This window comes from Bacillus sp. FSL P4-0248 (assembly GCF_038593305.1).
Classification (GTDB): domain Bacteria; phylum Bacillota; class Bacilli; order Bacillales; family Bacillaceae; genus Bacillus; species Bacillus safensis.
Genome location: NZ_CP151983.1, coordinates 2,526,655 through 2,551,199 on the forward strand (window position 1 = coordinate 2,526,655; position 24,545 = coordinate 2,551,199).

Annotated in this window: 21 protein-coding genes and 1 riboswitch; of the genes, 2 read left to right on the forward strand and 19 right to left on the reverse strand. The window is 43.2% G+C overall.

The genetic code is table 11. The features are described from left to right. Positions 1–91: 91 nt before the first annotated feature. Genes sdhB through NST65_RS13030 form a run of 3 tightly spaced genes read right to left on the reverse strand, consistent with a single transcriptional unit; the run spans position 92 to position 3,264 of the window. Positions 92–856 (reverse strand): succinate dehydrogenase iron-sulfur subunit, encoded by a 765-nt coding sequence (gene sdhB / locus NST65_RS13020; protein WP_034279749.1) that lies wholly within the window; start codon positions 854–856, stop codon positions 92–94. Between the two features lies 1 nt (position 857). After that, a complete protein-coding gene (gene sdhA / locus NST65_RS13025; RefSeq protein WP_034279746.1) occupies positions 858–2,618 on the reverse strand; it encodes a succinate dehydrogenase flavoprotein subunit in 1,761 nt (586 codons plus the stop codon). Positions 2,619–2,655: 37 nt separating this feature from the next. Continuing rightward, a complete protein-coding gene (locus NST65_RS13030; protein ID WP_024423213.1) occupies positions 2,656–3,264 on the reverse strand; it encodes a succinate dehydrogenase cytochrome b558 subunit in 609 nt (202 codons plus the stop codon). Between the two features lie 283 nt (positions 3,265–3,547). Here NST65_RS13030 and NST65_RS13035 point away from each other — a divergent pair, with 283 nt between their 5' ends. Further along, a complete protein-coding gene (locus NST65_RS13035) occupies positions 3,548–3,991 on the forward strand; it encodes a YslB family protein (RefSeq protein ID WP_024423214.1) in 444 nt (147 codons plus the stop codon). A 154-nt stretch (positions 3,992–4,145) separates the two neighbouring features. Here NST65_RS13035 and NST65_RS13040 read toward each other — a convergent pair whose 3' ends face one another. The 15 genes from NST65_RS13040 to zapA form a co-directional block, all read right to left on the reverse strand. Further along, positions 4,146–5,381: an aspartate kinase gene (locus NST65_RS13040; RefSeq protein ID WP_081124645.1), complete on the reverse strand. Its 1,236-nt coding sequence runs from the start codon at positions 5,379–5,381 to the stop codon at positions 4,146–4,148. A 133-nt stretch (positions 5,382–5,514) separates the two neighbouring features. Then, positions 5,515–5,692: riboswitch (Lysine riboswitch) on the reverse strand. 61 nt (positions 5,693–5,753) lie between these two features. Continuing rightward, on the reverse strand, positions 5,754–7,526 hold the full coding sequence (gene uvrC, locus NST65_RS13045) for an excinuclease ABC subunit UvrC (protein WP_041115055.1): 1,773 nt from the start codon (positions 7,524–7,526) through the stop codon (positions 5,754–5,756). 139 nt (positions 7,527–7,665) lie between these two features. Then, positions 7,666–7,980 carry a thioredoxin gene (gene trxA, locus NST65_RS13050; protein ID WP_007501629.1) on the reverse strand — a complete coding sequence of 105 codons (315 nt, stop codon included), beginning with the start codon at positions 7,978–7,980 and terminating at the stop codon, positions 7,666–7,668. A 246-nt stretch (positions 7,981–8,226) separates the two neighbouring features. Further along, positions 8,227–9,705 carry an alpha-N-arabinofuranosidase gene (locus NST65_RS13055; protein ID WP_111926347.1) on the reverse strand — a complete coding sequence of 493 codons (1,479 nt, stop codon included), beginning with the start codon at positions 9,703–9,705 and terminating at the stop codon, positions 8,227–8,229. A gap of 75 nt (positions 9,706–9,780) precedes the next feature. Further along, positions 9,781–10,758, reverse strand: coding sequence for an electron transfer flavoprotein subunit alpha/FixB family protein (locus NST65_RS13060; protein ID WP_048239048.1), 978 nt, complete (start codon positions 10,756–10,758; stop codon positions 9,781–9,783). Between the two features lie 43 nt (positions 10,759–10,801). Next, a complete protein-coding gene (locus tag NST65_RS13065; protein WP_111926345.1) occupies positions 10,802–11,575 on the reverse strand; it encodes an electron transfer flavoprotein subunit beta/FixA family protein in 774 nt (257 codons plus the stop codon). Positions 11,576–11,606: 31 nt separating this feature from the next. Then, a complete protein-coding gene (locus tag NST65_RS13070; RefSeq protein WP_101676785.1) occupies positions 11,607–12,386 on the reverse strand; it encodes an enoyl-CoA hydratase in 780 nt (259 codons plus the stop codon). Positions 12,387–12,412: 26 nt separating this feature from the next. Continuing rightward, positions 12,413–12,997, reverse strand: coding sequence for a TetR/AcrR family transcriptional regulator (locus NST65_RS13075; RefSeq protein ID WP_024423221.1), 585 nt, complete (start codon positions 12,995–12,997; stop codon positions 12,413–12,415). Positions 12,998–13,165: 168 nt separating this feature from the next. Further along, on the reverse strand, positions 13,166–14,884 hold the full coding sequence (locus NST65_RS13080) for an AMP-binding protein (protein ID WP_041115046.1): 1,719 nt from the start codon (positions 14,882–14,884) through the stop codon (positions 13,166–13,168). Positions 14,885–14,983: 99 nt separating this feature from the next. After that, positions 14,984–15,439 (reverse strand): immunity 63 family protein, encoded by a 456-nt coding sequence (locus NST65_RS13085; RefSeq protein ID WP_034280732.1) that lies wholly within the window; start codon positions 15,437–15,439, stop codon positions 14,984–14,986. 162 nt (positions 15,440–15,601) lie between these two features. Beyond that, positions 15,602–16,006: a DUF350 domain-containing protein gene (locus NST65_RS13090; protein WP_008345990.1), complete on the reverse strand. Its 405-nt coding sequence runs from the start codon at positions 16,004–16,006 to the stop codon at positions 15,602–15,604. A gap of 14 nt (positions 16,007–16,020) precedes the next feature. Next, positions 16,021–18,378, reverse strand: coding sequence for an endonuclease MutS2 (locus NST65_RS13095; protein ID WP_111926587.1), 2,358 nt, complete (start codon positions 18,376–18,378; stop codon positions 16,021–16,023). Between the two features lie 21 nt (positions 18,379–18,399). Continuing rightward, a complete protein-coding gene (gene polX / locus NST65_RS13100) occupies positions 18,400–20,112 on the reverse strand; it encodes a DNA polymerase/3'-5' exonuclease PolX (RefSeq protein WP_081124649.1) in 1,713 nt (570 codons plus the stop codon). 114 nt (positions 20,113–20,226) lie between these two features. After that, positions 20,227–20,760: a CvpA family protein gene (locus NST65_RS13105; protein ID WP_111926343.1), complete on the reverse strand. Its 534-nt coding sequence runs from the start codon at positions 20,758–20,760 to the stop codon at positions 20,227–20,229. Positions 20,761–20,767: 7 nt separating this feature from the next. Next, positions 20,768–21,025, reverse strand: a complete 258-nt coding sequence (gene zapA, locus NST65_RS13110) for a cell division protein ZapA (protein WP_012010831.1) — start codon at positions 21,023–21,025, stop codon at positions 20,768–20,770. Positions 21,026–21,159: 134 nt separating this feature from the next. Between zapA and rnhC the strand changes: the two genes are divergently transcribed. Beyond that, positions 21,160–22,083 (forward strand): ribonuclease HIII, encoded by a 924-nt coding sequence (gene rnhC, locus NST65_RS13115; protein ID WP_101676782.1) that lies wholly within the window; start codon positions 21,160–21,162, stop codon positions 22,081–22,083. A 36-nt stretch (positions 22,084–22,119) separates the two neighbouring features. On the opposite strand, the gene pheT is transcribed toward rnhC, so the two are convergent. After that, positions 22,120–24,534, reverse strand: coding sequence for a phenylalanine--tRNA ligase subunit beta (pheT, locus tag NST65_RS13120; RefSeq protein WP_111926341.1), 2,415 nt, complete (start codon positions 24,532–24,534; stop codon positions 22,120–22,122). Positions 24,535–24,545: the final 11 nt, after the last annotated feature.

A 24,545-nucleotide genomic window follows, 5' to 3' on the forward strand; every position in this document is an offset into this window, starting at 1 on the left:
CTCTCCCATATTGGAAGAGGCGTTTATTTTGTGTTCCATCCAGCCTCTTGTAAACACTCATCATGATTGGCAAAGAGGACTGAATGTGATGTTATTCTGCGTGATCGCTTCCGAAGAAGTTACGGAAAGCTTGTAATGTTGTATCTCGATTAAGTGCTGCAATTGACGTTGTCAGCGGGATTCCTTTCGGACAAGCCTGCACACAGTTTTGAGAGTTCCCGCAGTTCGCAAGACCGCCGTCTCCCATAATTTCTTCTAGACGGTCAGACTTATTCATCGCACCTGTCGGATGTGCGTTAAATAGACGAACTTGCGAAAGCGGTGCAGGGCCCATAAAGGAAGACTTATCATTTACGTTTGGACAAGCTTCAAGGCAGACACCACATGTCATACATTTAGAAAGCTCATACGCCCATTGACGTTTTTTCTCAGGCATTCTTGGTCCAGGTCCAAGATCATATGTGCCATCGATCGGCACCCATGCTTTTACTTTTTTCAAGGAGTTGAACATGCGGCTTCTATCAACCTGCAAGTCTCTCACGACCGGGAATGTCTTCATCGGCTGAAGACGGATCGGCTGATCTAACTTGTCAATCAAGGCTGTACATGACTGGCGCGGTTTTCCATTAATGACCATGGAACAAGCTCCGCACACCTCTTCAAGACAGTTCATGTCCCAGTTGATCGCCGTTGTTTTTTCACCTTGTTTATTGACCGGGTTACGTCTAATTTCCATGAGTGCGGAAATGACGTTCATATTTGGGCGGTAAGGGATTTCGAATTCCTCATCATAAGGCTTTCCATCTGCTGTATCTTGACGTGTGATAATGAATTGAATTGTGTTTTTTTCACTCATCTTATTTCTCCACCTTTTTCTTCGAGTAATCTCGTTTACGAGGTGCAATTAACGATACATCGACGTCCTCATAGTGGAATGCAGGCTTTTGATTTTTCCCTTTGAACGTAGCCATCGTTGTTTTAAGGAATTCTTCATCGTTTCTTTCTGGGAATTCCGGTTTATAGTGTGCGCCTCGGCTTTCATTCCGGTTATATGCCCCGATCGTAATGACTCTTGCCAGCTGAAGCATGTTGTCAAGCTGACGCGTGAAGGCAGCGCCTTGGTTGCTCCATGATGCGGTATCATTGATGTTGATCTTCTTGTAGCGCTCCATTAGTTCTTCGATCTTCTGATCTGTTTTTAAAAGTTTGTCATTGTAACGAACCACTGTAACGTTATCCGTCATCCATTCTCCAAGCTCTTTATGAAGCACGTACGCATTTTCTGTTCCGTCCATGCTGAGGATGTTGTCCCATTTCTCCTGCTCTTTCTTCACGGCACTGTCAAATAGTGCAGAAGAAAGGTCTTCCGCAGATTTTTCAAGACCGCTAATGTACTTCACCGCATTTGGTCCAGCGACCATTCCGCCGTAAATCGCAGAAAGAAGTGAGTTTGCACCAAGTCTGTTTCCGCCGTGCATTGAGTAATCACATTCTCCGGCAGCGAATAGACCTTTGATATTCGTCATTTGATCATAATCGACCCATAATCCGCCCATTGAGTAATGAACAGCTGGGAAGATTTTCATCGGCAGCTTACGCGGGTCGTCACCCATGAATTTTTCATAGATTTCAATGATTCCGCCAAGCTTAATATCAAGCTCTTTTGGATCTTTGTGAGAAAGATCGAGATATACCATGTTCTCTCCGTTGATGCCAAGCTTTTGCTCGACACATACGTCAAAGATTTCACGCGTTGCAATGTCACGCGGTACAAGGTTCCCGTATGCTGGGTATTTTTCTTCAAGGAAGTACCAAGGCTTCCCGTCTTTATACGTCCAAACACGTCCGCCTTCACCACGAGCCGATTCACTCATGAGACGAAGCTTGTCATCTCCTGGGATCGCTGTCGGGTGAATTTGAATGAATTCTCCATTTGCATAATGCGCACCTTGCTGATAGACGATGGACGCAGCAGATCCAGTGTTAATCATGGAGTTCGTTGATTTACCGAACACGATTCCAGGACCGCCTGTTGCCATGATGACTGCATCTGAACGGAAGGATTCAATTTCCATTGTCGTCAAGTTCTGCGCGACAATCCCGCGGCACACTTCCTCGTCATCTAAAACAGCGCCAAGGAATTCCCAGCCTTCATATTTCGTGACAAGTCCTGCTACTTCATAGCGGCGAACCTGCTCATCCAGTGCGTATAATAGCTGCTGGCCTGTTGTAGCTCCAGCAAACGCTGTACGGTGGTGCTGTGTTCCCCCGAAACGGCGGAAGTCCAATAATCCCTCTGGTGTTCTATTAAACATAACACCCATACGATCAAGTAAATGGATAATGGACGGCGCTGCTTCACACATTGCCTTTACTGGCGGCTGGTTGGCTAAGAAATCTCCGCCGTATACCGTGTCATCAAAATGCTCATAAGGTGAATCCCCTTCACCTTTTGTATTAACCGCTCCGTTGATTCCGCCCTGTGCACATACAGAATGCGAACGTTTCACAGGTACGATTGAAAATAGTTGAACAGCTGTTCCCGCTTCTGCTGCTTTAATAGTTGCCATGAGACCAGCTAAGCCGCCTCCGACAACGATGATGCTAGAATTACTCATTGTAGCCCCTCTCCCTCTTCTACTAATCTATTTCCTCTTAAACAAAAGCGAAAATTGCTCTTAGCCCTACATATGAAAGCGCTATAAATATACCTAATGTCACATATGTGGAGATTCGTTGTGAGCGTGGTGAAACAGTAATTCCCCAGCTGACAGCAAATGACCACAAGCCATTAGCAAAGTGGAAAATAGTAGATAAAACGCCGACAATATAGAAGCCTAGCATAAATGGAGAGCTTAAAATATTCGCCATCATGTCATAGTTGACTTCAGCTCCAAGCTGAGCTTGAATTCGTGTTTCCCATACGTGCCAAGAGACAAAAATCAATGTGATAATACCTGAAATCCTTTGCAGTCTGAACAGCCAGTTTCTTAAGTAACTGAAGCGAGACGTGTTGTTTTGTGCCGTAAAGGCTATGTACACCCCATAAACAGCATGATAGATCAGTGGTAAGAAAATCACGAACAGCTCAAGTGCATATCTGAAAGGAAGCTGTTCCATAAAGTGTGCAGCTTTGTTAAACGCCTCAGGTCCATTCGTCGCAAAGTGGTTAACCACTAAGTGCTGTATTAAAAATAGACCGACCGGAATGACGCCAAGCAAAGAATGCAATCTCCGATAAAAAAATTCTTTGTTCCCCGACATTACTTTACCCCCTAGTAAAAAAAGTGCAATTGCTTGAAAATTGTCTTACCCCCGCTTCTTTCAATTGTAAGCACTTTATTCAAATTTATTGACAATTTCATTTTACTCCTATGTCAAAAAAGCGTCAAGAAACCGCGTACATAAATTAAAATTTTCCGAAATTTAAAAGTTTTAAATCAAAATTCGTTTTACTACAATAAGAATTTCTTAGACTTCAGGGAAAACTCTGTCATCATATGCCCACATAAGCTATAATAAATTGTTGAAAGAGGGGAGCCGTACAATGAATAAATTCGAATCTAACTTAGAACAGCTAAAAGAAATTGAAGTCAATGGATTTGCCTACGAGCTGATACGCGAAGTTCTGCTGCCTGATATTCTTGGTCAGGACCATTCATCTATGATGTATTTTGCGGGTAAACTGCTTGCTCGTAAATTTCCTCAAGAGTCATGGGAGAAGATCCCCGAATTTTTCCATGATGCCGGATGGGGGACTCTCACAATGGTCCATTCGAAAAAACAGGAAATTGAGTTTGAGCTCGAAGGTCCACTAGTATCAAATCGACTCACCTATCAAAAGGAGCCATGCTTTCAGATGGAAGCGGGTTTTATTGCTGAACAAATTCAGCTTCTGAATGAGCACGTGGCTGAATCCTATGAACAAGTGAAAAAGCGTGCTGAGAAAGTCATTTTAACCGTTAAATGGGATTTAAGAGACCCTAGCTAATACTCTTGATAAAAGGCGCGGACTTCAGGTCACGCCTTTTTTATATGTCTACATCTATCATAGCATACTTAATGAATGGGTTTACGCCCGTTTCAGCCGATTCCATATAGAAAAAAGAGGCGACCCTCTTTCATGAGAGCACCTCTTTACCTTTTTAAGAATGAGCAGCGGCGCTCACCTTTGATAATTCAAACGCATCATGCAGCGCTTCAACCGCTTTGACCATATCATCACGGCCGACCACTGTTGAGACTTTGATTTCAGACGTACTGACCATTTTCACTTGAATGTCTTTTTGCGCTAACACAGCAAACATTTCAGCAGCTACGCCTGGGTTTGAGACCATTCCAGATCCCACGATGGATACTTTCGCTAATTTGCTTTCTGTCTCAATCTGCTCGTAGCCAAGCGCCCCTTTATATTCTTCTAATACTTCAACTGTTTTGGACAAATCATCCGTTTTGACAGAGAAAGAGATCGACGTCTGGTTGGTGCTTGTGACAGACTGAATGATGATATCAACATTGATATTCTGTTTCGCAAGCGTCGTAAAAATGGTCGATAATGTTGTTAAACCGCTTGAAAGTCCGCACACGGTCACACGTGTAATCTGATCTTCAAATGCAATGCCTCTGACGACTAAATTTTGTTCCATGGATGATTCCTCCTCAATTAACGTACCCGATTCATTTTCAATACTAGAACGGACTTCTAGCGGGACTTGATAATTTTTCGCAAATTCAACAGCTCTTGGATGCAGAACGCCAGCTCCTAAATTAGCCAGCTCAAGCATCTCATCGTATGAAATGCCTGCAAGTTTCCGCGCAGATGGTACATAACGCGGATCTGTTGTAAACACTCCTGGTACATCTGTGTAAATATCACATTTATCAGCTTTCAGTGCGGCAGCCAGTGCCACAGCTGTTGTATCTGATCCGCCGCGGCCAAGAGTTGTGATATGTAAGTCATCTGCAATTCCTTGGAAGCCTGCCACAACAACAACTTTCCCCGCACTTAATTCCTCTTTTATTCTTGATTCATCAATGTCCACGATTCTTGCATTTCCGTGTACATGCTCTGTTTTCATACCAGCCTGCCAGCCTGTAAAGGAAATGGCACCATAACCTCTTCTTTGGAGCGCCATCGCTAATAATGAAATGGTCACCTGCTCACCAGTTGCGAGCAGCATATCCATCTCTCTTTTGCTTGGATCGTCTGTGAGTTCTTTCGCTAAGTCTACTAGAACATCCGTTGATTTGCCCATCGCTGATACAACCACAACCACATCATGTCCTGCCTCGCGTTCAGCGATCACTCTCTCTGCGGCATTGCGAATTTTTTCTGCCGATCCAACGGAAGTTCCGCCAAATTTTTGTACAATTAGTCCCATGTCTACCACCCTTTTTCAAAAGTTCACGTGTGAGAGAAGAGGCAGCTTTGGAGACTGTCCGCTCACTGCAAATAAAAAAGCAATGAGAGAACAAATCTCCCATTGCTTTAAAATCATCATTAAACGATGCAAACAATGAGATAGCCCTCCAAGAAATGAATTCTTGACAGCCCTACATTTTTTCAATGTACAGCCAGCGAATAAAATGAGTGGATTTTATTCACTTCGGCGACGCTCCCCTTTCAGCCCTCTTCTTAGATCCCATCGATCTCCGAAGGCTTACTCTTGAAGTTCGCACCTCTATCTTCAACAAACAACACGTTCATTTATTAAATTAGTCACATCTTAACAGACTTTTGGTAAAAGTACAATCTATTTTTTTAATGCTTCCATTAAAAGTTCAGCCGTCTGTTTTGGAATGCCAGCCTCCTGAAAATCTTGGAGAGAGGCTTCTTTCATCTTTTTCACAGAGCCAAAATGTTTGAGGAGCTGCTTTTTACGCTTCTCTCCGATACCTGGTACATCGTCTAAAATAGACTGGAATGCATTTTTTCCGCGCAGCTGCCGGTGAAAGCTAATGGCGAACCGGTGCACTTCATCTTGAATGCGCTGCAATAAGTAAAAAGCCTGGCTATTCCGCTCCAGCGCAACAATTTCAAGTGTATCTCCCATCATGAGATTCGATGTCCGGTGTTTTTCATCTTTTACAAGACCTGCGACTGGGACAGACAGATTCAATTCATTTTCAAGCACATCGATGGCTGCGTTGATCTGTCCTTTTCCTCCGTCAATTAAAATTAAATCTGGCAGCGGCAGTTCATCCTTTAACACGCGGGTATATCGTCTTCTAATGACTTCACGCATGGATGCATAGTCATCTGGACCTGAGACGGTTTTAATTTTGTATTTTCGGTATTCCTTTTTATAGGGTTTTCCGTCCTGAAAGACGACCATGGCAGAAACCGGGTCTGCTCCTTGAATATTTGAGTTATCAAATGCCTCGATTCTGTATGGCATATAAATATTAAGTGCATCCCCGAGCTGTTTCACCGCACCAATTGTCCGCTCTTCATCACGCTCAATGAGCGAAAATTTTTCTTTTAAGGCGATTTTGGCATTTTGATGGGCAAGTAAAAGTAAATCCTTTTTCTTTCCTTTTTTCGGCTGGTGAACGTTCGTCTCAAGCAATTGCTCAATCATCTCTTGATCGACACTGTCAGGCACCAAAATTTCCTTCGGCAGAAAATGGTTGTTCTTTTCATAAAATTGCCCCATAAACGTGAGGAACTCTTCCTCAGGGTCCTGATACATAGGGAACAGGCTGACATCACGTTCAATCAATTTCCCCTGTCTGATGAAGAAAACTTGGACACACATCCAGCCTTTATCATAGGCATAGGCAAAGACATCTCGATCTGATAAATCACTCATCGTCATTTTCTGTTTTTCCATCGTTGAGTCGATATATGCGATTTGGTCTCTTAGTTCTTTTGCCCGTTCAAACTCTAAATTTTCAGCAGCTTCCTGCATCTTTTCGGTGAGTTCTTTTTTAATTTGCTGATGTCCTCCGTTTAGAAACCTTGTGATTTCATCCACGAGCTGCTTATTCGTTTCCTCGGAAATGTCATACACACATGGCGCAAGACATTGCCCAAGATGATAATAAAGACAGACGCGGTCAGGAAGGGTGGCGCATTTTCTCAGTGGATATAAGCGGTCGAGCAGCTTTTTCGTTTCTCGAGCTGCTTGTACGTTTGGGTATGGACCGAAATATTTCCCTTTGTCCTTTTTTACATTGCGGGTGACGATCAGCTTGGGATGGCGTTCATTCGTAATTTTTATAAATGGATACGTCTTGTCATCCTTGAGCATGACATTGTATTTTGGGTCATATTTTTTGATTAAATTCAGCTCTAAAATGAGCGCCTCGATATTAGAAGAGGTGACAATGTATTCAAAGTCTTCAATTTCACTGACAAGCCGCTGCGTTTTGGCGTCATGTGATCCAGTGAAATAAGAGCGCACCCTATTTTTTAAAACCTTTGCCTTTCCCACATAAATGATCGTATTTTGTCTATCTTTCATTAAGTAACAGCCTGGTTGATCCGGCAGGACTGACAGCTTTTCTTTGATTAGTTTGTTCATATTTTCATCCGTCCTTGTTTTCCTCTTTCACTCCTTCTAGTGTATCACGAACATTTGTTTTATACCATGTTGAAAGAAAAGCGGCTCTCGTCTTTACGAGAACCGCTTCAATGATTATGCCGCTTGGACATAGATCGGTTTATAGATGTTTGTTGACAAGCTCAGCAAGTGCTTCTTTTGGTTTGAAACCAACAGAAGTTTCTACAACTTCACCGTCTTTTAAAACAAGAAGTGTTGGGATACTCATAACGCCGTATTTACCAGCAGTTTCTTGGTTATCGTCTACATCAATTTTTACAATTTTCATTTTGTCGCCCATTTCTTGATCAAGTTCTTCAAGAACTGGAGCAATCATTTTACAAGGTCCACACCATGGTGCCCAAAAGTCTGCAAGAACAACACCTTCTGCAGTTTCTTGTGAAAATGTTGCGTCAGTAGCTTTTACGATTGCCATTATTCATTCCTCCAATGTAAATTATGCTTTTTAGTATAGCATCTACCAATGTGACTTGCGAATGAAATGCTTACGAATCATTTTTTAGGAAATGAATTAAAAAACAAACCGTATAATCGCACCAATAACAACAATCGCACCGATGATCATAAGAATGGTTCTAAGCATATGACATGACACCCTTTCCGCTTCATTTACAATGTATGATGCCCCAACATTCTTCTCATCAAACATCGAAATATGCAATTAAGCGAGGTCGACAGTTATCATGACCACTGACATTGGCGGCAGCTCCACCGTTAATTCGCCGGACTTTACAGCCATTTGCTGAAAGTCTTTTGGCTGAACAGAATGAGGATCATCGAATGTATTATGGGCATTCATGCGATCAGCCGTCAGTACACGTCCAGTGACTTTCGTTTGTTCTTCAATCCCTGCAATGGCAAGGGATATCTCTGTTTGTTCATGCGGATTCAAGTGACAGTAGCTAATATGCATCTTACCTGATGAACGCGAGGCTGACACACTGACCTGAGGAATTTTTTCACCTCTTCGTTCATACGGCGGTGAAACGAACTCCACTTCAAGCGCTTCTTCCTCTTGATGCACTTGAAACATGTGAAATACGTGATACGTAGGTGTCAGAAGCATCTTTTCGTCCTTTGTTAATACCATCGCTTGCAGCACATTGACCGTCTGAGCAATATTTGCCATATGAATCCGCTCGCAATGGCGATGAAAAATATGAAAATGGAGTGCGGCCACAAGGGCGTCTCTTAGTGTGTTTTGCTGATATAAAAACCCAGGATTTGTCCCTGGCTCTGGGTCATACCATGTCCCCCATTCATCAATAATCATCCCGATTCGCTTGTCTGGGTCATAACGATCCATGATTTCTCCATGGTCTTCGACAAGCCGTTCCATCTCATAGGCCTTTTTCAGCGTGATAAACCATTCATCCTCATCGAATTCAGTCGCTGATCCTTTCTTCTCCCATGTACCCGGTACGGTGTAATAATGTAAACTGAGCCCATCCATCCACGGTGCGGCCCGCTCCATCAATACTTTCGTCCAATTCACGTCATTAGAGTTCGCGCCGCAGGCGATTTTATAAATACGCTGCCCTGCAAACTCTCTTACGTACGTTTGATAGCGTTTATATAAATCTGCATAGTATTCAGGCGTCATATTCCCGCCGCAGCCCCAGCTTTCATTGCCTACACCAACATAGGTCAGCTTCCAAGGTTCTTGTTTTCCATTTTTAATGCGCCAGTCTGACATAGGTGTCCCTTTTGGAAATGTCATGTATTCGACCCAATCGGCTAATTCTTGAACAGACCCGCTTCCCACATTGCCGCAAATGTAAGGTTCACATTCAAGCAGCTCACACAATGCCATAAATTCATGCGTACCAAATGCATTGGATTCAACCGTACCACCCCAATGGGTGTTTACCATCGGCTTTCGTTCACTCAGATCACCTACACCATTTGCCCAGTGATACTCGTCTGCGAAGCAGCCCCCCGGCCACCTCAGCACCGGAATATGTAATGCTTGAAGGGCCTTCAGTACATCAGTACGAATCCCTTCAATATGATCAATCTCTGAGTCTTTTCCTACCCAAATCCCGTCATAAATCCCTCTTCCTAAATGCTCTTGAAAGTGCCCGTAAATGTGTTTAGAAATGCGTCCGATCACGTCATTGACTTTTACTGTCCCCTTCACTTGTCAACCGCTCCTTTTCTTCTTAATAACATACAAAAAAACCCAGAATACCTAGGCATTCTGAGTGTATGAGCGTTACGAGTGGATATTCATCTTTTTTAACTCTTCATTCAAAAGCGGTACCACTTCAAACAAGTCACCAACAATTCCATAATCGGCGATTTTGAAGATTTCCGCTTCTGGGTCTTTGTTGATGGCCACAATGACTTTACTGTTAGACATTCCCGCTAAATGCTGAATCGCTCCTGATATCCCGCATGCAATATAAAGGTCTGGTGTGACGACTTTTCCTGTCTGGCCAATTTGCAGGGCATAATCACAGTAGTCGGCATCACAGGCGCCGCGCGAGGCTCCGACTGCTGCCCCCAGCGTCTCAGCGAGTTCATTCAGCGGTTCAAAGCCTTCCTTGCTCTTAACCCCGCGCCCTCCAGCAACAATGACCTTTGCTTCGGATAAATCTACACCTTCTGACGTTTTTTTAATGACTTCCTTCACGATCGTCCGAAGATTTTGAATGTCGACAGAAACTGGTGTGACTTCTCCGCCTCGTGACGTATCCCGCTCAAGTGGTGCCACGTTATTTGGCCGGATGGTTGCTAGAAGCAGACGGTCTGTCGAAATGACTTTTTCGAAGGCTTTTCCAGAGTAAATCGGTCTAGTGAAAACAAGATGTTCACCGGTAACGCTTACATCAATCGCATCTGAAATCAAGCCAGTCTGGAGACGTGCGGCTATTTTCGGCGACAAGTCTTTTCCGATAGATGTATGGCCAAAGAGCACAGCATCTGGATCAACCTGATCTAATATGGCTTGAAGCGCCTGCGCAAAACCATCTGACGTATAATATGAAAGGTGCGGATGCTCCACAATCATGACATGATCCGCTCCATAGTAAAGCAGTTCATCCGCTAGCCCTTTGACGTCATCCCCTATTAACACGCCAATGACCTCACCGCCATCTGCCACTTTGTGAGCGGCAGCAATGGCTTCAAATGTTACATTTCTTAACTTACCGTCACGACTTTCTCCAAGTACAACAACTTTTTTACTCATCTTCAAGCTCCCCCTTGTTCTCGTGATATCGTAAAGTGGATGTTTAGATGACTTTTGCTTCATTTCTGAGTAGATCTGTCAGTTCTTTGACTTGATCCTGAAGCTCGCCGCTCAGCACCTTGCCACCCTGTTTTTTCTCCGGTAAGAAACGTTCAATTGTTTTGATTTTATATGGTACATCGTCTTCATCCAGATCTAAATCATCAAGTTCCAATTCTTCTAAAGGCTTTTTCTTTGCCTTCATAATGCCTGGTAATGATGGATAGCGAGGCTCATTGAGTCCTTGCTGAGCTGTGACGACAAGCGGGAGTTCGGCAGAAATGACTTCCACATCCCCCTCTGCATCTCGTTCAATCGATACAGAGCCGCCGTCAATTTGAATACTTGTTATCGTAGTCACATATGAAAAACCGAGTAATTCAGCAAGACGCGGGGCTACCTGTCCAGAGCCGCCGTCAATTGCTACATTCCCTGCTAAGATCAAGGAAGCCTCTTTGTCTTTTAAATAGTGATAAAGAATGGTAGAAGCTGAATATTGGTCCCACTCTTCTAAGTCATCTTCGACGTTTAACAAGACAGCTTGATCACAGCCCATAGCAAGCGCTGTTCTCAGCTGTTTCTCTGCATCCTCACCGCCAACTGTCACAACGGTCACTTCTCCCCCGTGCTCATCGCGAAGCTGAATGGCTTCTTCAATGGCATACTCGTCATAAGGATTAATAATGAACTCTGCTCCATCTTCTTGAATTGCACCAGACTGAATCGAAATTTTCTCTTCCGTGTCAAACGTACGCTTCATCAAAACAAATATATTCATTTATTTCTCCCCCTTGTGTCGTACTTATCCTTTATTCCCCTTTAAAGTTCGGTTTGCGCTTTTCGATAAAGGCCTGAATGCCTTCTTTGGCGTCATTTGATTGGAAAACCTCACCAAATTTTTTGGCTTCCAGCTTCATTCCGCCGTCATATGAATACAGTTTTGTTGCGTTCAATAAATCAAGCACATATTCAAGTGATTTAGGGCTTTTTGCGGCAAATTTCCCCGCAAGTGTTTTGGCCGCTTCGAGCGCTTCTTCCTCTGTTTCTGCCAGCTTTGTAACAAGGCCGCACGTAAATGCTTCTTCACCTGTAATCGGTTCAGCTGTTCCCATCATTTCAAGCGCTTTAGCAGAACCAACGTAGCGCGGGAGACGCTGCGTGCCGCCGAATCCTGGAATAATGCCAAGATTTAATTCCGGCAGTCCAAGCTTCGCATCTTTTGTTGCGATTCGGATATCACAAGACATGGCAAGCTCAAGGCCTCCGCCTAATGCTGCTCCGTGAATCGAGGCAATGACTGGCTTTGGACACTGTTCAATCCGTTCAAAGACTTGCTGTCCTCTATCAGCGAGGCTTGCATAATCAGACTCTTCCTGTAAAGTCGTAAATTCTTTAATATCAGCACCTGCTGAGAAGAATCTGCCTTCCCCGTGGATCACAATCGCTCTTACTTCTTCATTCTGTTCGATCTCTTCGAACATGTCATTAAGCTCAGTGAGCAGCTGAGAGGATAAGGCATTTGCAGGCGGGTTCTGAATCGTGATGAGCGCTGTCTGTCCTTCATGATGTAAGCTGAGTATTTTTTCCATGTCAATCATCCTTTTTCACATTGTCTTTAGGATTGATGTATTCCGTTTAACAGCAGATCATGTACATTTTCTGCGAGTGCAGGCAGATCATACTTTTGATCATTCATGACCCATGTTGTTGCGGTTTCATCAATCGTCCCAAATACCATTTGTCTCGCTAAGCGGACATCTAAATTTTGTCTAAATTCTCCTGTTTTCTTTCCTTCTGTTAAAATCGACTCGAGCATATTTAAATACCCTTTTAGCACCTCATTGATTTTTTGCCGCAGCTCAAGGTTTGACTGCCTGAGTTCAAGCTGTGTCACAAGAGCCAAATGATGATTTTGCGCCAGCATGCGAAAATGCTCCTCAATCAACAGTAGAAGCTTTTCTTTGGCAGATGGCTTCTTTTGGATATCTGTTTCCATCCGTTCGATGAATTGTCCCATTTTTTCTTTGAACAATGAGATGAGAATATCCTCTTTGTTTTTGAAATAAAGATAAATGGTTCCGTCTGCCACCCCTGCTTGTTTCGCAATCTTTGAAACTTGTGATTGATGATAGCCGTTCTCCGCAATCACCACAACTGCTGCATCAATAATTTGCATGTACTTCGGTCTTTTCTGCTTCAATGTGCTTCGTCCCTTTCTAAATTGAATGAGCATTCATTCATAACTTTATGTTAAAAAGAAACGGGTGATTTGTCAAGAGATCTTCTTCTTTCTTTTCAACCTTTATCATACCAGAGCAGATGGTCATCATTCAAATCATCCGGCCGCTCGACCGGATGATGAAGGACGTTATTTCTTCAATTGATCGACAGGTGTCTCAGATGATGAAGCTTGCTTTCTTTTTTCTTCTTCAATTAATACTCTGCGCAAAATTTTTCCGACGGCCGTTTTAGGCAGTGATTCTTTAAATTCATACACGCGCGGTACTTTAAATGAAGCAATTCTCGTTCTGACAAAGCGATCGAGTTCATCTTCTGTTAAATAAGCATCCTTTTTCGGCACAACAAACGCTTTTACTGTTTCTCCTCTATAAGGATCTGGTATACCTGCGACAACGACTTCTTGTACAAGCTCATGCTCATATAGGGCTTCTTCGACCTCTCTTGGGTAAATATTATAACCGCTCGCAATAATGACATCTTTTTTCCGGTCAACGATATAGAAAAAACCGTCCTCATCCATATACCCAATATCTCCGGTGAAAAACCATCCATCCCTTAATACAGCTGCTGTCTCCTCTGGCTGATTCCAATAGCCTTTCATAATTTGCGGCCCTTTGACGATAATTTCTCCGTGCTCATACGGCTCTTTAAGGCCACCCGTTTCCTCGCAATAAATGCCTGCGTCTGTCCCAGGCCACGGACAGCCAATGCTGCCTGTTTTGTTCGCTCCCCATAAAAAGTTAGAATGGGTCACTGGCGAAGTTTCTGAAAGACCATACCCCTCAACTAAACGACCTCCTGTTAATTTCTCAAAGCTCTGTTTGACTTCAACAGGAAGAGCCGCCGAGCCGCTTAAACATGCAGTGATGGACGACAAGTCATACTTTTCAATGTTCGGATGATGCAGCAAGGCAATATACATGGTGGGTGCACCTGGAAAGAGTGTCGGTTTCTGTTTTTCAATCGTTTTGAGGGTATCAGCTGCGTCAAATCGCGGAAGGAGAATCATTGAATGCCCTTCTTTCACAGCAAGGTTTAATACGGTCGTCATTCCGTATACATGAAAAAACGGAATGATGCCAAGGATTCGTTCTTTTCCTCTTGTCGTTTTATACATCCAAGAAGCGCACATTTCAGTATTCGCTAAAATATTTTCATGCGTCAGCATGACCCCTTTTGGTAAACCAGTCGTTCCGCCTGTATATTGCAAAACAGCGACATCCTCTTTCGGTTCAAAGGCAAGCGCCGGAATCTGTTCTTCTGACGATTCTTTCATAATTTGTGAGAAGTGATGAATGGTCTCGCTTTTCTCTACTTGGATGACCATTTTATTTTTTCTTTTTTGGACGATAGGAAACAGAATGTTTTTCGGAAATGGTAAATAATCCTGCAGTTTGGTGATGATCAAGTGCTCCATACTTGTCAGCGCTTTCATTTTATAGGCCTTTGGATACAATAAATCCAGTGTAATCAGCACTTTTGAGCCACTGTCCTCCATTTGATATGCCAGTTCTTTCTCCGTATAAAGCGGGTTCGTTTGAACAACGATGCCGCCTGCAATTAAAACAGCATAATAAGAAATGACAGATTGAGGACAGTTTGGCAGCATGATTGCTACTCTGTCGCCTTTTTTCACGCCAATTTTCATCAGGTGACCAGCTAGTTTCAATGCTTCTTCCTGGAGCTGTTCATAGGTGATGTTTTTTCCTAGAAAATGAATGGCTGTATGCTCAGGTGCAGCCTCTGCGGAGCTGAATAAGTAAGATTGTAACGTCTCATTTGGAATGGTGAGTTCGTGGGGAATTTGATTCGGGTAATGCAGAAGCCAACGTTTATCTGACTGCATAAAAACCCTCCTTCCTGAACTTTCGTACTATTTTATTATAGCAAACTTTTCCTTAAGGCAGTTTTCTTTTTTCAAATAGAGCTTGGTTCCATGGCATCTTTACTTCTTTGCCGGTGTTTCGATCGATGCTCTTTTTCCTTCATGATGCCACTGTTCATATAATCCACCGATTGCACGAAATGACTCATTTACTCTCTCCACGATCTGTTGATGGATACTCGGGTCATTAGGTAAATGCGTCTGGATGTTGTCGACTTGATACTGCCTCATCATATCTATGTAGACTGTAAGAAAGATTGTGTCTTCTAAAATCCAGTAAATGACTTCATCCGCCGCTTTTGTTCTTTTATGCAGCATTTGGATTCCTCGTTCATATTGAATAAGAATATAGCCACTCGGATCGATTTGAATATAAGGGCTCAAATCATCAAAAAATCCAGTTGTTTGAAATGGACGTGCAATATACGGTTCGTATATGTCTCGTGGCAGGGAAGTCATTTGGAGACAAGTATCAATTCGCTTTATGAGTTCGTCTTTTTGCAGAATTTGCTTCATGTGATTCACCGCCTTCTGGTGAGATAAAAGCTGCCAAGGAATCCCTGACAGCTTTCTCACTTTGTCTTCTTCATTTCACAGGAACATGTAAACGGCACCAATGACCGCAAAAGTGCAGGCAACTACGATTAATACTTTTGCTAGCTTTTCCATGTCGTCTCCTTAAATGCCGGCTGCTACTACATAAGACAGCCCAACTGAAATAATGAGTGAAATAAACCCGACCGCTCTATTATCATTCTCAATTTCTTTGTCTACTTTAAATCGTGGTGTTAAAAATTCAAAAATGAAATAGCTGACAAGCAGCATCACAAAGCCGTATACGCCCCATCCAATCATTTGCAGAAGGGAATTGTGCTGTGCGATAGAATGCTGAAACACATTCGCAATCCCAAAAATCTTTCCGCCTGTTGCCATGGCAACAGCTAAGTTCCCCCGCTGGATCTCTTCCCAGTTTTTATAGGAGGTAACGAGTTCAAAAATGGTTAGAAATAAGACAAGACATAGGACGGCCACGCTGTAATAGGCGGCAATTTCCACAAGTTCATTTTCCCAAAAGGCTTTCATGCGTTTTCTCCTTTTTACTTTAATTCGACGATGGTAACGCCTGATCCTCCCTCGCCTTGTTCCCCAAAACGAGCATTTTTCACACTTCGGTGCTGTTTCAGTAATTCCTGAACCCCTTTTCTAAGGGCGCCAGTTCCTTTTCCGTGAATGATTGACACACGCGGATAACCAGCTAAGACAGCATCATCTAAATATTTCTCGACTCTGCTTAAGGCATTTTCATAACGCTCTCCCCTTAAGTCAAGCTCAAGCGATACATGATAGTCTTTTCCTTTGACTGCCGTAATGGCTTTCTCCTGCTTAAATTCAGGTGCTGATTTGATAAATTCCATGTCTTTTTCTTTTACTTTCATTTTCAGAATGCCCATTTGGACACTCCATTCTTTGTCACCTGTTTGTTCAAGCAGCGTTCCTTTTTGCCCGAAGGTGAGCACTTTCACTTCGTCGCCTGATTTTAGCTGTCTTGCTGCTTTTTTCACCGGCTCTGGCTTTTTCTTCCGGTCAAACTCAGGGACTGCTTCTTCAAGACGCTTTCTCGCATCGATGAGTTCATGTTCTTTAAATGATCGATGCTCATTTTTTATCGAACGAAGCTCTTGAATGATGTCTTCTGCTTCTTTTGAGGCTTGTTCAATTTTTTCTGCCGCTTTTTTTTCAGCTTCTTCAAGCAGTTTGTCCTTTTGCTCATTCCATTCAAGAATTTGTCTCTGCAATTCTTTATGAAGCTTTTCTGCTTCTTTTCTATAGACTTCTGTCTCATGCAGCTCTTCTTCTGCTTGTTTCTTGCTATCTTCTAATGAAGCAATCATTTGGTCTACTTCATTATGCTCGGCATGCATATCCGCTTTTGCACGGTCAATGAGGTGATCTGGCAACCCAAGACGTTTAGAAATTTCAAATGCATTACTTCGTCCGGGCACACCGATGAGCAAGCGATACGTTGGTGATAAGGTTTCAATGTCAAACTCCACGCTCGCATTTGTGACACCTTCCCGGTTATATCCGTAAGCCTTCAGCTCAGGATAATGGGTCGTTGCGATGACGCGTGCATTTGTTTGATGCACTTCATCTAAGATACTCATGGCCAGCGCGGCACCTTCTGCAGGGTCTGTTCCTGCCCCTAATTCATCAAATAACACGAGTGAGTTAGATGTCAAATTCTTTAAGATATCTACAATATTGACCATATGAGATGAGAACGTACTCAAGCTTTGCTCAATAGATTGTTCATCTCCAATATCAGCAAAGACTTGGTCGAATACAGCCACTTCCGAGCCTTCTTCAACTGGAATATGAAGGCCTGCCTGCGTCATCAGCGTAAGAAGACCAAGCGTTTTCAAGGTAACTGTCTTACCCCCTGTATTTGGGCCAGTAATAACGATGGTTGAAAAATCTTTGCCGAGCTCAATGTCATTTGCCACAACCTGATCCCTAGGCAATAGAGGATGTCTTGCCCGCTTTAAATAAATCTCCCCTTGATCATTCACAGCAGGCTTTGTGGCTTTTTCTGCCTTTGCATATTTGGCTTTAGCAAAAATAAAATCTAACGTCTGAAGCTCTTTTACATTGTGAAGAAGTTCCTCAATGTGTTCTGACACGCTCGCTGTCAGCATTTGGAGGATCTTTTCGACCTCTTGTTTTTCTTTTAAACGGGTTTGCTGCAAGGTGTTATTTAAATCCACGACCACTTGCGGCTCGATAAATAGGGTTGCTCCTGATGATGACTGATCGTGAACAATTCCGCCGTAATTCGAGCGGTACTCCTGCTTTACTGGAAGCACGAACCGGTCATTACGAATGGTAACAATCGTGTCTGACAGCATTTTTGAAGCAGATTGTGAGCGAATCATGGATTCTAATTTATCTCGCACTTTTGATTCTAATGAACGTAATTGCGTACGTATTGTTCGTAGCGCCGGAGTTGCATGATCAAGCACTTCTCCATTATCACCAATACAGCTTTCGATTTCTTTTCTGACTTCAGGCAGTAATATCAGCGTCTCTGCATATGTATGAAGGCGAGGTATGTCTACACCATCTTCATACAGGGACGTGAGAAAGTGCTTCATGTTTTTCGCAGTGTATAACAGCGCTGCAATTTCCATGAGCTCAGATGGGCTTAATGTACTGCCGATTTCTGCCCGTTTGACCCCGCGTCTAATATCCGTCAGCCCGCCAAATGGCGCCGATCCCTTTAAGCGGATGACATCCTGTGCTTCTGCTACCTCTTCCAGCAAATGCTGAATGGTTTCGATATCCGTCAGCGGCGTTAAATCCTGCGCTCTTTCTTTTCCTAATGAGGATGCGGTATAGGACATGACTTTTTCTTTTACTTTATGAAATTCTAATGATGCTAACACTTTTTGTTGCAGCATGGTCCAGCCTCCTAACGACTACCTGTCACGCGTTAAAAACTTTTTGATCTCGCTTAGAGAAAAAGTATTCACGACATTTGCTTTTGGTGTCCAGCCTTTTCTTGCAGCTGTTACACCAACTTCCATATGATCCAGCATGGCGATATTGTGCGCATCTGTATTGATCATGATGTTCACACCTGCTTCGTTTGCTTTCATTAAATGCTCTGTTTTTAAATCCAGTCTTGACGGGTTGCTGTTGAGCTCTAGTGCAGTTCCCGTTTTCTTCGCAAGCTCTATGAGCTGATCTATATTTAAGGCATAGCCGTCCCGTCTGCCGATCAAACGGCCTGTTGGATGTGCAATTAAATCCACATGCTGATTCCGCAGGGCATTTTCAAGGCGCTCCATAATGACTTCTTCCGGCTGAGAAAAGCTCGAGTGGATAGACGCAATGACAAAATCCATGTCTGCTAAAAAGTCATCATCATAATCTAATGATCCATCCGGGAGAATATCCATTTCGACCCCTTTGAAAATGTGAAAATGCTCGAATTCTTGATTCAGCTTGTCAATTTCTTTTGCTTGCAGACGTAAACGTTCTTTTGTTAAACCGTTTGCTACTTTTAAATATTGCGAGTGGTCTGTAATCGCCATGTATTCATAGCCTTTTGCGATACATGCCTCTGCCATTTCGCGAATAGAAAATGCGCCGTCACTCCATGTTGAGTGCATATGAAGGTCGCCTTTGATATCTTTTAACTCTACAAATTGCATACTTTCTTTATACGTATCAATCTCCGCTCCGGTTTCACGAATTTCTGGCGGAATGAGCGGAAGTTGAAAATGCGCATAAAAAGCGGCCTCGTCTTCAAACGTTTTGACTTCTCCAGTTTCAATTGTTTCCACACCATATTCACTAATACGCTCTCCGCGTTCCTTCGCCAGCTGACGCATGCGAATATTGTGATCTTTTGAGCCAGTGAAATGGTGCAGCGTTGTTGCAAATTGATCTGTTGTCACAAGCCGGAAGTCTACACTGATCTCAAAATCAAGGGCAAGAATGACAGATACCTTCGTATCACCGCTTGCAATGACGTCTTTGACATCATCAAGTGCAACGAGCTGCTCTCTGACTTGTTCAGGATCGCTGGTCGCAATGATATAATCTAAATCTTTGACAGTTTCCCGTGCACGTCTTAGACTGCCAGCTCTAGAAAAACGAATAATACCCTTCATCTGTTCAAGCGCATGATCAATCCGCTCTGCCACATCTAATGCAAAGCCAATTGGCAGTCGTTCTGGCTGCTTTCCGGCCTCCTCAAGAGCTGCGAGAATCTTTTCTTCGGTTTTTTTACCGAAGCCTGCAAGCGCTTGTACTTTTTCCGCTTCACATGCTTCTTTTAATGACTGGGCATCATGGACACCAAGCTCTTGGTAAAGCTTCGCAATCTTCTTCCCGCCAAGCCCTTGCAACTTTAAGAGCGGAACAAGTCCTTCAGGCACTTCCTTTTTTAATTGTTCGAGTGTTTCTGATTGTCCTTTTTCGATATACTCTGTGATCACAGCAAAGGTTCCTTTTCCAATGCCGGGTAATGCTAATAGATCATCTATTTGAGAAAGGCTGCGGTCGTCTTGTTCCAGTGCCGCTGCTGCTTTACGAAAGGCAGAAATTTTAAAAGGATTATCTCCTTTTAGTTCCATATATACTGCAATTGTTTCAAGAAGTTTGATAATATCTTTTTTATTCATCTCTCATCCTCCAGCCGCTTTGGCATCTTCCTATATAAATATACAAACTTTCCCTTCATCCTACAACTTTCTGTCATGGAATGAGAAAAAACTTCTCCAGAAAAGGAGAAGTTTTTAAACTCCATACGTCGACCATAGGTCTTTGACAAGACCGGACAGGTAAGGGGTGTTGTTTACGATCACATCTGCTAACATTGATTTGCTCATCATTGTTTGGAGCGCATCTACTGGAAGTAATGCAGCGACAAACAATAGAATAAACACAAATAAATAGGTTTCCAGAAATCCTAAAACACCGCCAAGCAGTTTGTTCACTTGTTTAATCACAGGTATACTTGCAATGGTTGTGAGCAATCCGCCAATGATGGCGAGCAGGATTTTGGTCAAGATAAACAGAATGATAAACGCAATGGTATTATAATAAGCTGTTTCTAGATTCCCGCTAAAGAAAGCGAGCTGCGGTTGACCGCCGTTAAAATTAGGTGACGGAATCCACGTAAGCTGTGGTGCAAGTGACTGATAAAACATGGAAGCCACTAAGATAGAAACAACAAAGCTGATCAATTTAATAAATTGAAGAATAAACCCGCGTTTTAGACCGACAAGCGTTCCCATAAGAAGCAAAAACAAAATGATGATATCGATCACGGTAATTTCATTCCTTTTCTTTTAGCTGAATCTCTAATTTTTCGTATTGCTCTTTTAATTTCAAGTAGTCGTGGACGACATTGACTGCTGTCAGTACAGCTAATTTGTTTATATCAAGATATGGATTTTTTTCATTTATTTCTCTCATTTTATCATCAACAATTGACGCAACATGTCGCATATGCATCTTCGTTTCTTGTCCGATGATCGTATAGGACTGTCCGTAAATCTCAACTGTTGTTTTCGTTTTACCGCCGTCAGACAACGTTTCTCCTCCATTCCACGAGAATCCTAGTCTCTATCATAACATGTTTAGACATTGAATGGAAAGACGAGCCCTTCCCTGTTATGGTACACTTTAGAAATCAATGATATCAAGGTAAAAAGGAGTTATCCACTGTGCCCCAATCCGTTTTAAAAGCAACATCAGAAGACCTCAAAAAGATGAAGAGCGCGTATGCGCACCATTTAACAGACAATTTGCCGCCAGGCGCCCTCTTTCAAGCAAAAGTCCCTGGCTGTACGATTACAGCCTATCGATCTGGAAAAGTATTGTTTCAAGGACAAAAGGCAGAAGCTGAAGCCAGTCAATTCAGCCACTTGCAAGCAGCTGATACGAAAAGTCAAAAATCACCTGCTGTTACAAAATACAGTCCGCCGCCCGGCATTGCTTCCATGTCGGTCATCGGTTCAGATGAAGTAGGTACAGGTGATTATTTCGGACCGATCACAGTCTGTGCGGCCTATGTTGATGCCAGCCAGCTTGCTTTAATGAAAGAGCTTGGCGTAAAAGACTCAAAAGGGCTAAAGGACCCGCAAATTCTCAACATTGCCAAGGATCTCATCAAAACCATTCCGTTCAGCCTTCTCGTTCTCCGAAATGAAAAGTACAATACAATGCAGGAAAAGGGCATGAGTCAAGGAAAAATGAAGGCACTGCTTCATAACCAAGTCATCACCTCTGTGCTAGAAAAACTGGACGGACAGCAGCCTGAAGCCATTTTGATTGACCAATTTGCAGAACCAGGGATTTATTTCAAGCATCTTGCCGGGAAAAAAATCATCCGGGAGCGGACGTATTTTAGTACAAAAGCAGAAGGCATCCATTTGTCAGTCGCTGCAGCTTCCATTATCGCAAGGTACGCCTTTTTAATTGAAATGGACAAATTATCACAGGCTGCAGGCTTTGACATCCCAAAAGGAGCCGGTCCTCATGTAGACAAGGCCGCCGCCAAGCTCATCAAGCTGCACGGTGAAGATGCTTTACGTCAATTTACAAAGCTGCATTTTGCCAACACACAAAAAGCGAAAAAAATGTTATAAAAAAAGCTAGGGCCATGAGGCCTTAGCTTTTTTTCTTTAACCGCGTAAGACGGCTTGATACGTATCTTCTAGTGCTTTCAAAACTTTTGTGTGAACAGCTGTGACTTCTTCCTCGGTCAACGTTTGTTCAGGATTTAAATATTGAAGAGAGAATGCAACAGATTTTTTGCCTTCTTCCATATGTTCCCCTTCGTACACATCAAATACAGATAGGTCTGTGAGTAGATGACCGCCTGCTTCATAGATGACACGCTCCAGCTGTCCGCTTGAGATATGCTGATCGACAACAAGTGCGATATCTCTTGTCACAGCAGGGAATCTCGGGATCGCTGTATATTTCATATCCTTCGTTTCAGATGTCATCACATCTGTTAAATCAAACTCGAAGACATACGTTTCTTTTAAATCCAATTCCTTTTCAACGACTGGATGCAGTGCGGCAACAAAGCCAATGACTTGACCATTTAAGTGAACATCTGCAGTTCGCCCTGGGTGAAGACCCTCACGCTCTGCTTGAACATAAGTGATTTGGCCTGACACACCAAGCTTTTCGAACAATCCTTCAGCAATTCCTTTCGCTACATAAAAATCGACGGCTTTTTTCTCGCCCTGCCAAAGATTTTTATGCCATAAGCCTGTCAGCGCACCAGCGACATGTTCTTTTTCCACTGGTTTTGCCCCTTCAGCTTCTGCTAAGAAAACAGAGCCCGTTTCATAAAATCCAAATGAATCAGCTTGTCTTGCCAAGTTATATGCAACAGAATCAAGTAAGTTTGGCAGAAGACTTTGTCTCAGCACACTGCGTTCCTCACTCATTGGCAGAGAAAGTCTCGTTTCATAGGCTGGATGCAGTGCAAAAGCTGTGGACTTATGCTGATTCGTCAATGAATACGTAATCGCTTGAGAAAGTCCTGCCCCCTCTAAGAAACGTCTTACCTTTCTGCGCTTCACTTGGTATGGCGTGAGACCGCCAACGGTGCCGGCTGCCCTAGGCAGTGTAGATGGAATATTATCGTAGCCGTATAATCTTGCCACTTCTTCAATGAGGTCTTCTTCAATCGTAATATCCATTCTGCGGGAAGGAACCGTTACGACAAGAACATCATTTGATTCGCCCACTGTGAAGCCTAGTTTGTTGAAAATCTGAATCATATCTTCTTTTGAAATGCTCATTCCAAGCACCTTGTTCACACGCTCAGTTGATACGTGGATGACATTCATACTTGCTTCAAGGTGATTCTCCTCAACTGTACCGCTTAGCACTTCACCGCCTGCATACAAGCTGATCAATTGAGCTGCTCTTTCTGCTGCCGGTTTCGTACGCTGCGGATCGAGTCCTTTTTCAAATCGTGTGCTTGATTCACTGCGAAGCCCTAAGTCTCTAGATGCTTGACGGACTGTTTGACCGTTGAAATATGCCGCTTCTAAAAGAATCGTTGTCGTCTCATCACGTACCTCTGATTCAAAGCCGCCCATGACGCCTGCTACCGCGTGCGCTTTCGTTCCATTCGTGATGACAAGGTGCTTTGATGACAATGTGCGCTCTTGCTCATCCAGTGTTTGAATGATTTCGCTATCAGACGCTTTACGAACGACCACCTGCTTTGAACCAAAGCGGTCATAATCAAAGGCATGAAGCGGCTGGCCGTATTCAAGCAGTACAAAGTTTGTAATATCCACAACGTTGTTAATTGGACGGATGCCTGCATTCATCAATCTTGTTTGCATCCAAAGCGGTGCTGGTCCAACCTTTACATTTTTAATGATCTTCGCTGCATAAAGTGGATTCGCTTCTTGATCCTCAATTTTAACAGAAATATAGTCTGCTGCTTTTTCGGAAGAAGTGTCATGTGCTGTATCAGGAAGCTTGATGTCTCTTCCTAAAATGGCGGCAACCTCATAAGCGACACCCAGCATATTCAGGGCATCGGCACGGTTTGGTGTTAAGCCAAGCTCAAGTACCGCATCATCTAATTGAAGTGCTTGAAGGGCATCATCCCCTGGTTTCACGTCATTCGGGAAAACAAAGATGCCTTCTGCATATTCCTTTGGTACGAGCTTGCTTTCTACGCCTAATTCTTGCAGAGAACAAATCATGCCATGAGACTCTTCACCGCGCAGTTTTGCTTTTTTAATTTTAAAGTTGCCAGGAAGGACTGCACCCACCGTTGCGACGGCCACATACTGTCCTTTCTCCACATTGGGAGCTCCGCAAATAATTTGCACCGGTGCGTCTTCGCCGATATCAACAAGACATTTGTTTAATTTATCCGCATTCGGATGCTGTTCACGTTCAATGACGTGTCCAACGACAACTCCTTTAATACATTCGCCTTTATATTCAACGGCTTCCACTTCAATTCCGCTTCTTGTGATTTTTTCTGCTAATTCATCCGGCTTGATGCCTTCTAAATCGACATAGTCTTCTAACCATTTATATGAAACAAACATGTTGATTTCCT

What these genes read in the sequence shown, in the direction of transcription:
- sdhB (WP_034279749.1), bottom strand. Translation starts at nt 856, where the DNA reads ATGAGTGAAAAAAACACAATTCAATTCATTATCACACGTCAAGATACA.
- sdhA (WP_034279746.1), bottom strand. Translation starts at nt 2,618, where the DNA reads ATGAGTAATTCTAGCATCATCGTTGTCGGAGGCGGCTTAGCTGGTCTC.
- NST65_RS13030 (WP_024423213.1), bottom strand. Translation starts at nt 3,264, where the DNA reads ATGTCGGGGAACAAAGAATTTTTTTATCGGAGATTGCATTCTTTGCTT.
- NST65_RS13035 (WP_024423214.1), top strand. Translation starts at nt 3,548, where the DNA reads ATGAATAAATTCGAATCTAACTTAGAACAGCTAAAAGAAATTGAAGTC.
- NST65_RS13040 (WP_081124645.1), bottom strand. Translation starts at nt 5,381, where the DNA reads ATGGGACTAATTGTACAAAAATTTGGCGGAACTTCCGTTGGATCGGCA.
- uvrC (WP_041115055.1), bottom strand. Translation starts at nt 7,526, where the DNA reads ATGAACAAACTAATCAAAGAAAAGCTGTCAGTCCTGCCGGATCAACCA.
- trxA (WP_007501629.1), bottom strand. Translation starts at nt 7,980, where the DNA reads ATGGCAATCGTAAAAGCTACTGACGCAACATTTTCACAAGAAACTGCA.
- NST65_RS13060 (WP_048239048.1), bottom strand. Translation starts at nt 10,758, where the DNA reads ATGAGTAAAAAAGTTGTTGTACTTGGAGAAAGTCGTGACGGTAAGTTA.
- NST65_RS13065 (WP_111926345.1), bottom strand. Translation starts at nt 11,575, where the DNA reads ATGAATATATTTGTTTTGATGAAGCGTACGTTTGACACGGAAGAGAAA.
- NST65_RS13070 (WP_101676785.1), bottom strand. Translation starts at nt 12,386, where the DNA reads ATGGAAAAAATACTCAGCTTACATCATGAAGGACAGACAGCGCTCATC.
- NST65_RS13080 (WP_041115046.1), bottom strand. Translation starts at nt 14,884, where the DNA reads ATGCAGTCAGATAAACGTTGGCTTCTGCATTACCCGAATCAAATTCCC.
- NST65_RS13085 (WP_034280732.1), bottom strand. Translation starts at nt 15,439, where the DNA reads ATGAAGCAAATTCTGCAAAAAGACGAACTCATAAAGCGAATTGATACT.
- NST65_RS13090 (WP_008345990.1), bottom strand. Translation starts at nt 16,006, where the DNA reads ATGAAAGCCTTTTGGGAAAATGAACTTGTGGAAATTGCCGCCTATTAC.
- polX (WP_081124649.1), bottom strand. Translation starts at nt 20,112, where the DNA reads ATGAATAAAAAAGATATTATCAAACTTCTTGAAACAATTGCAGTATAT.
- pheT (WP_111926341.1), bottom strand. Translation starts at nt 24,534, where the DNA reads ATGTTTGTTTCATATAAATGGTTAGAAGACTATGTCGATTTAGAAGGC.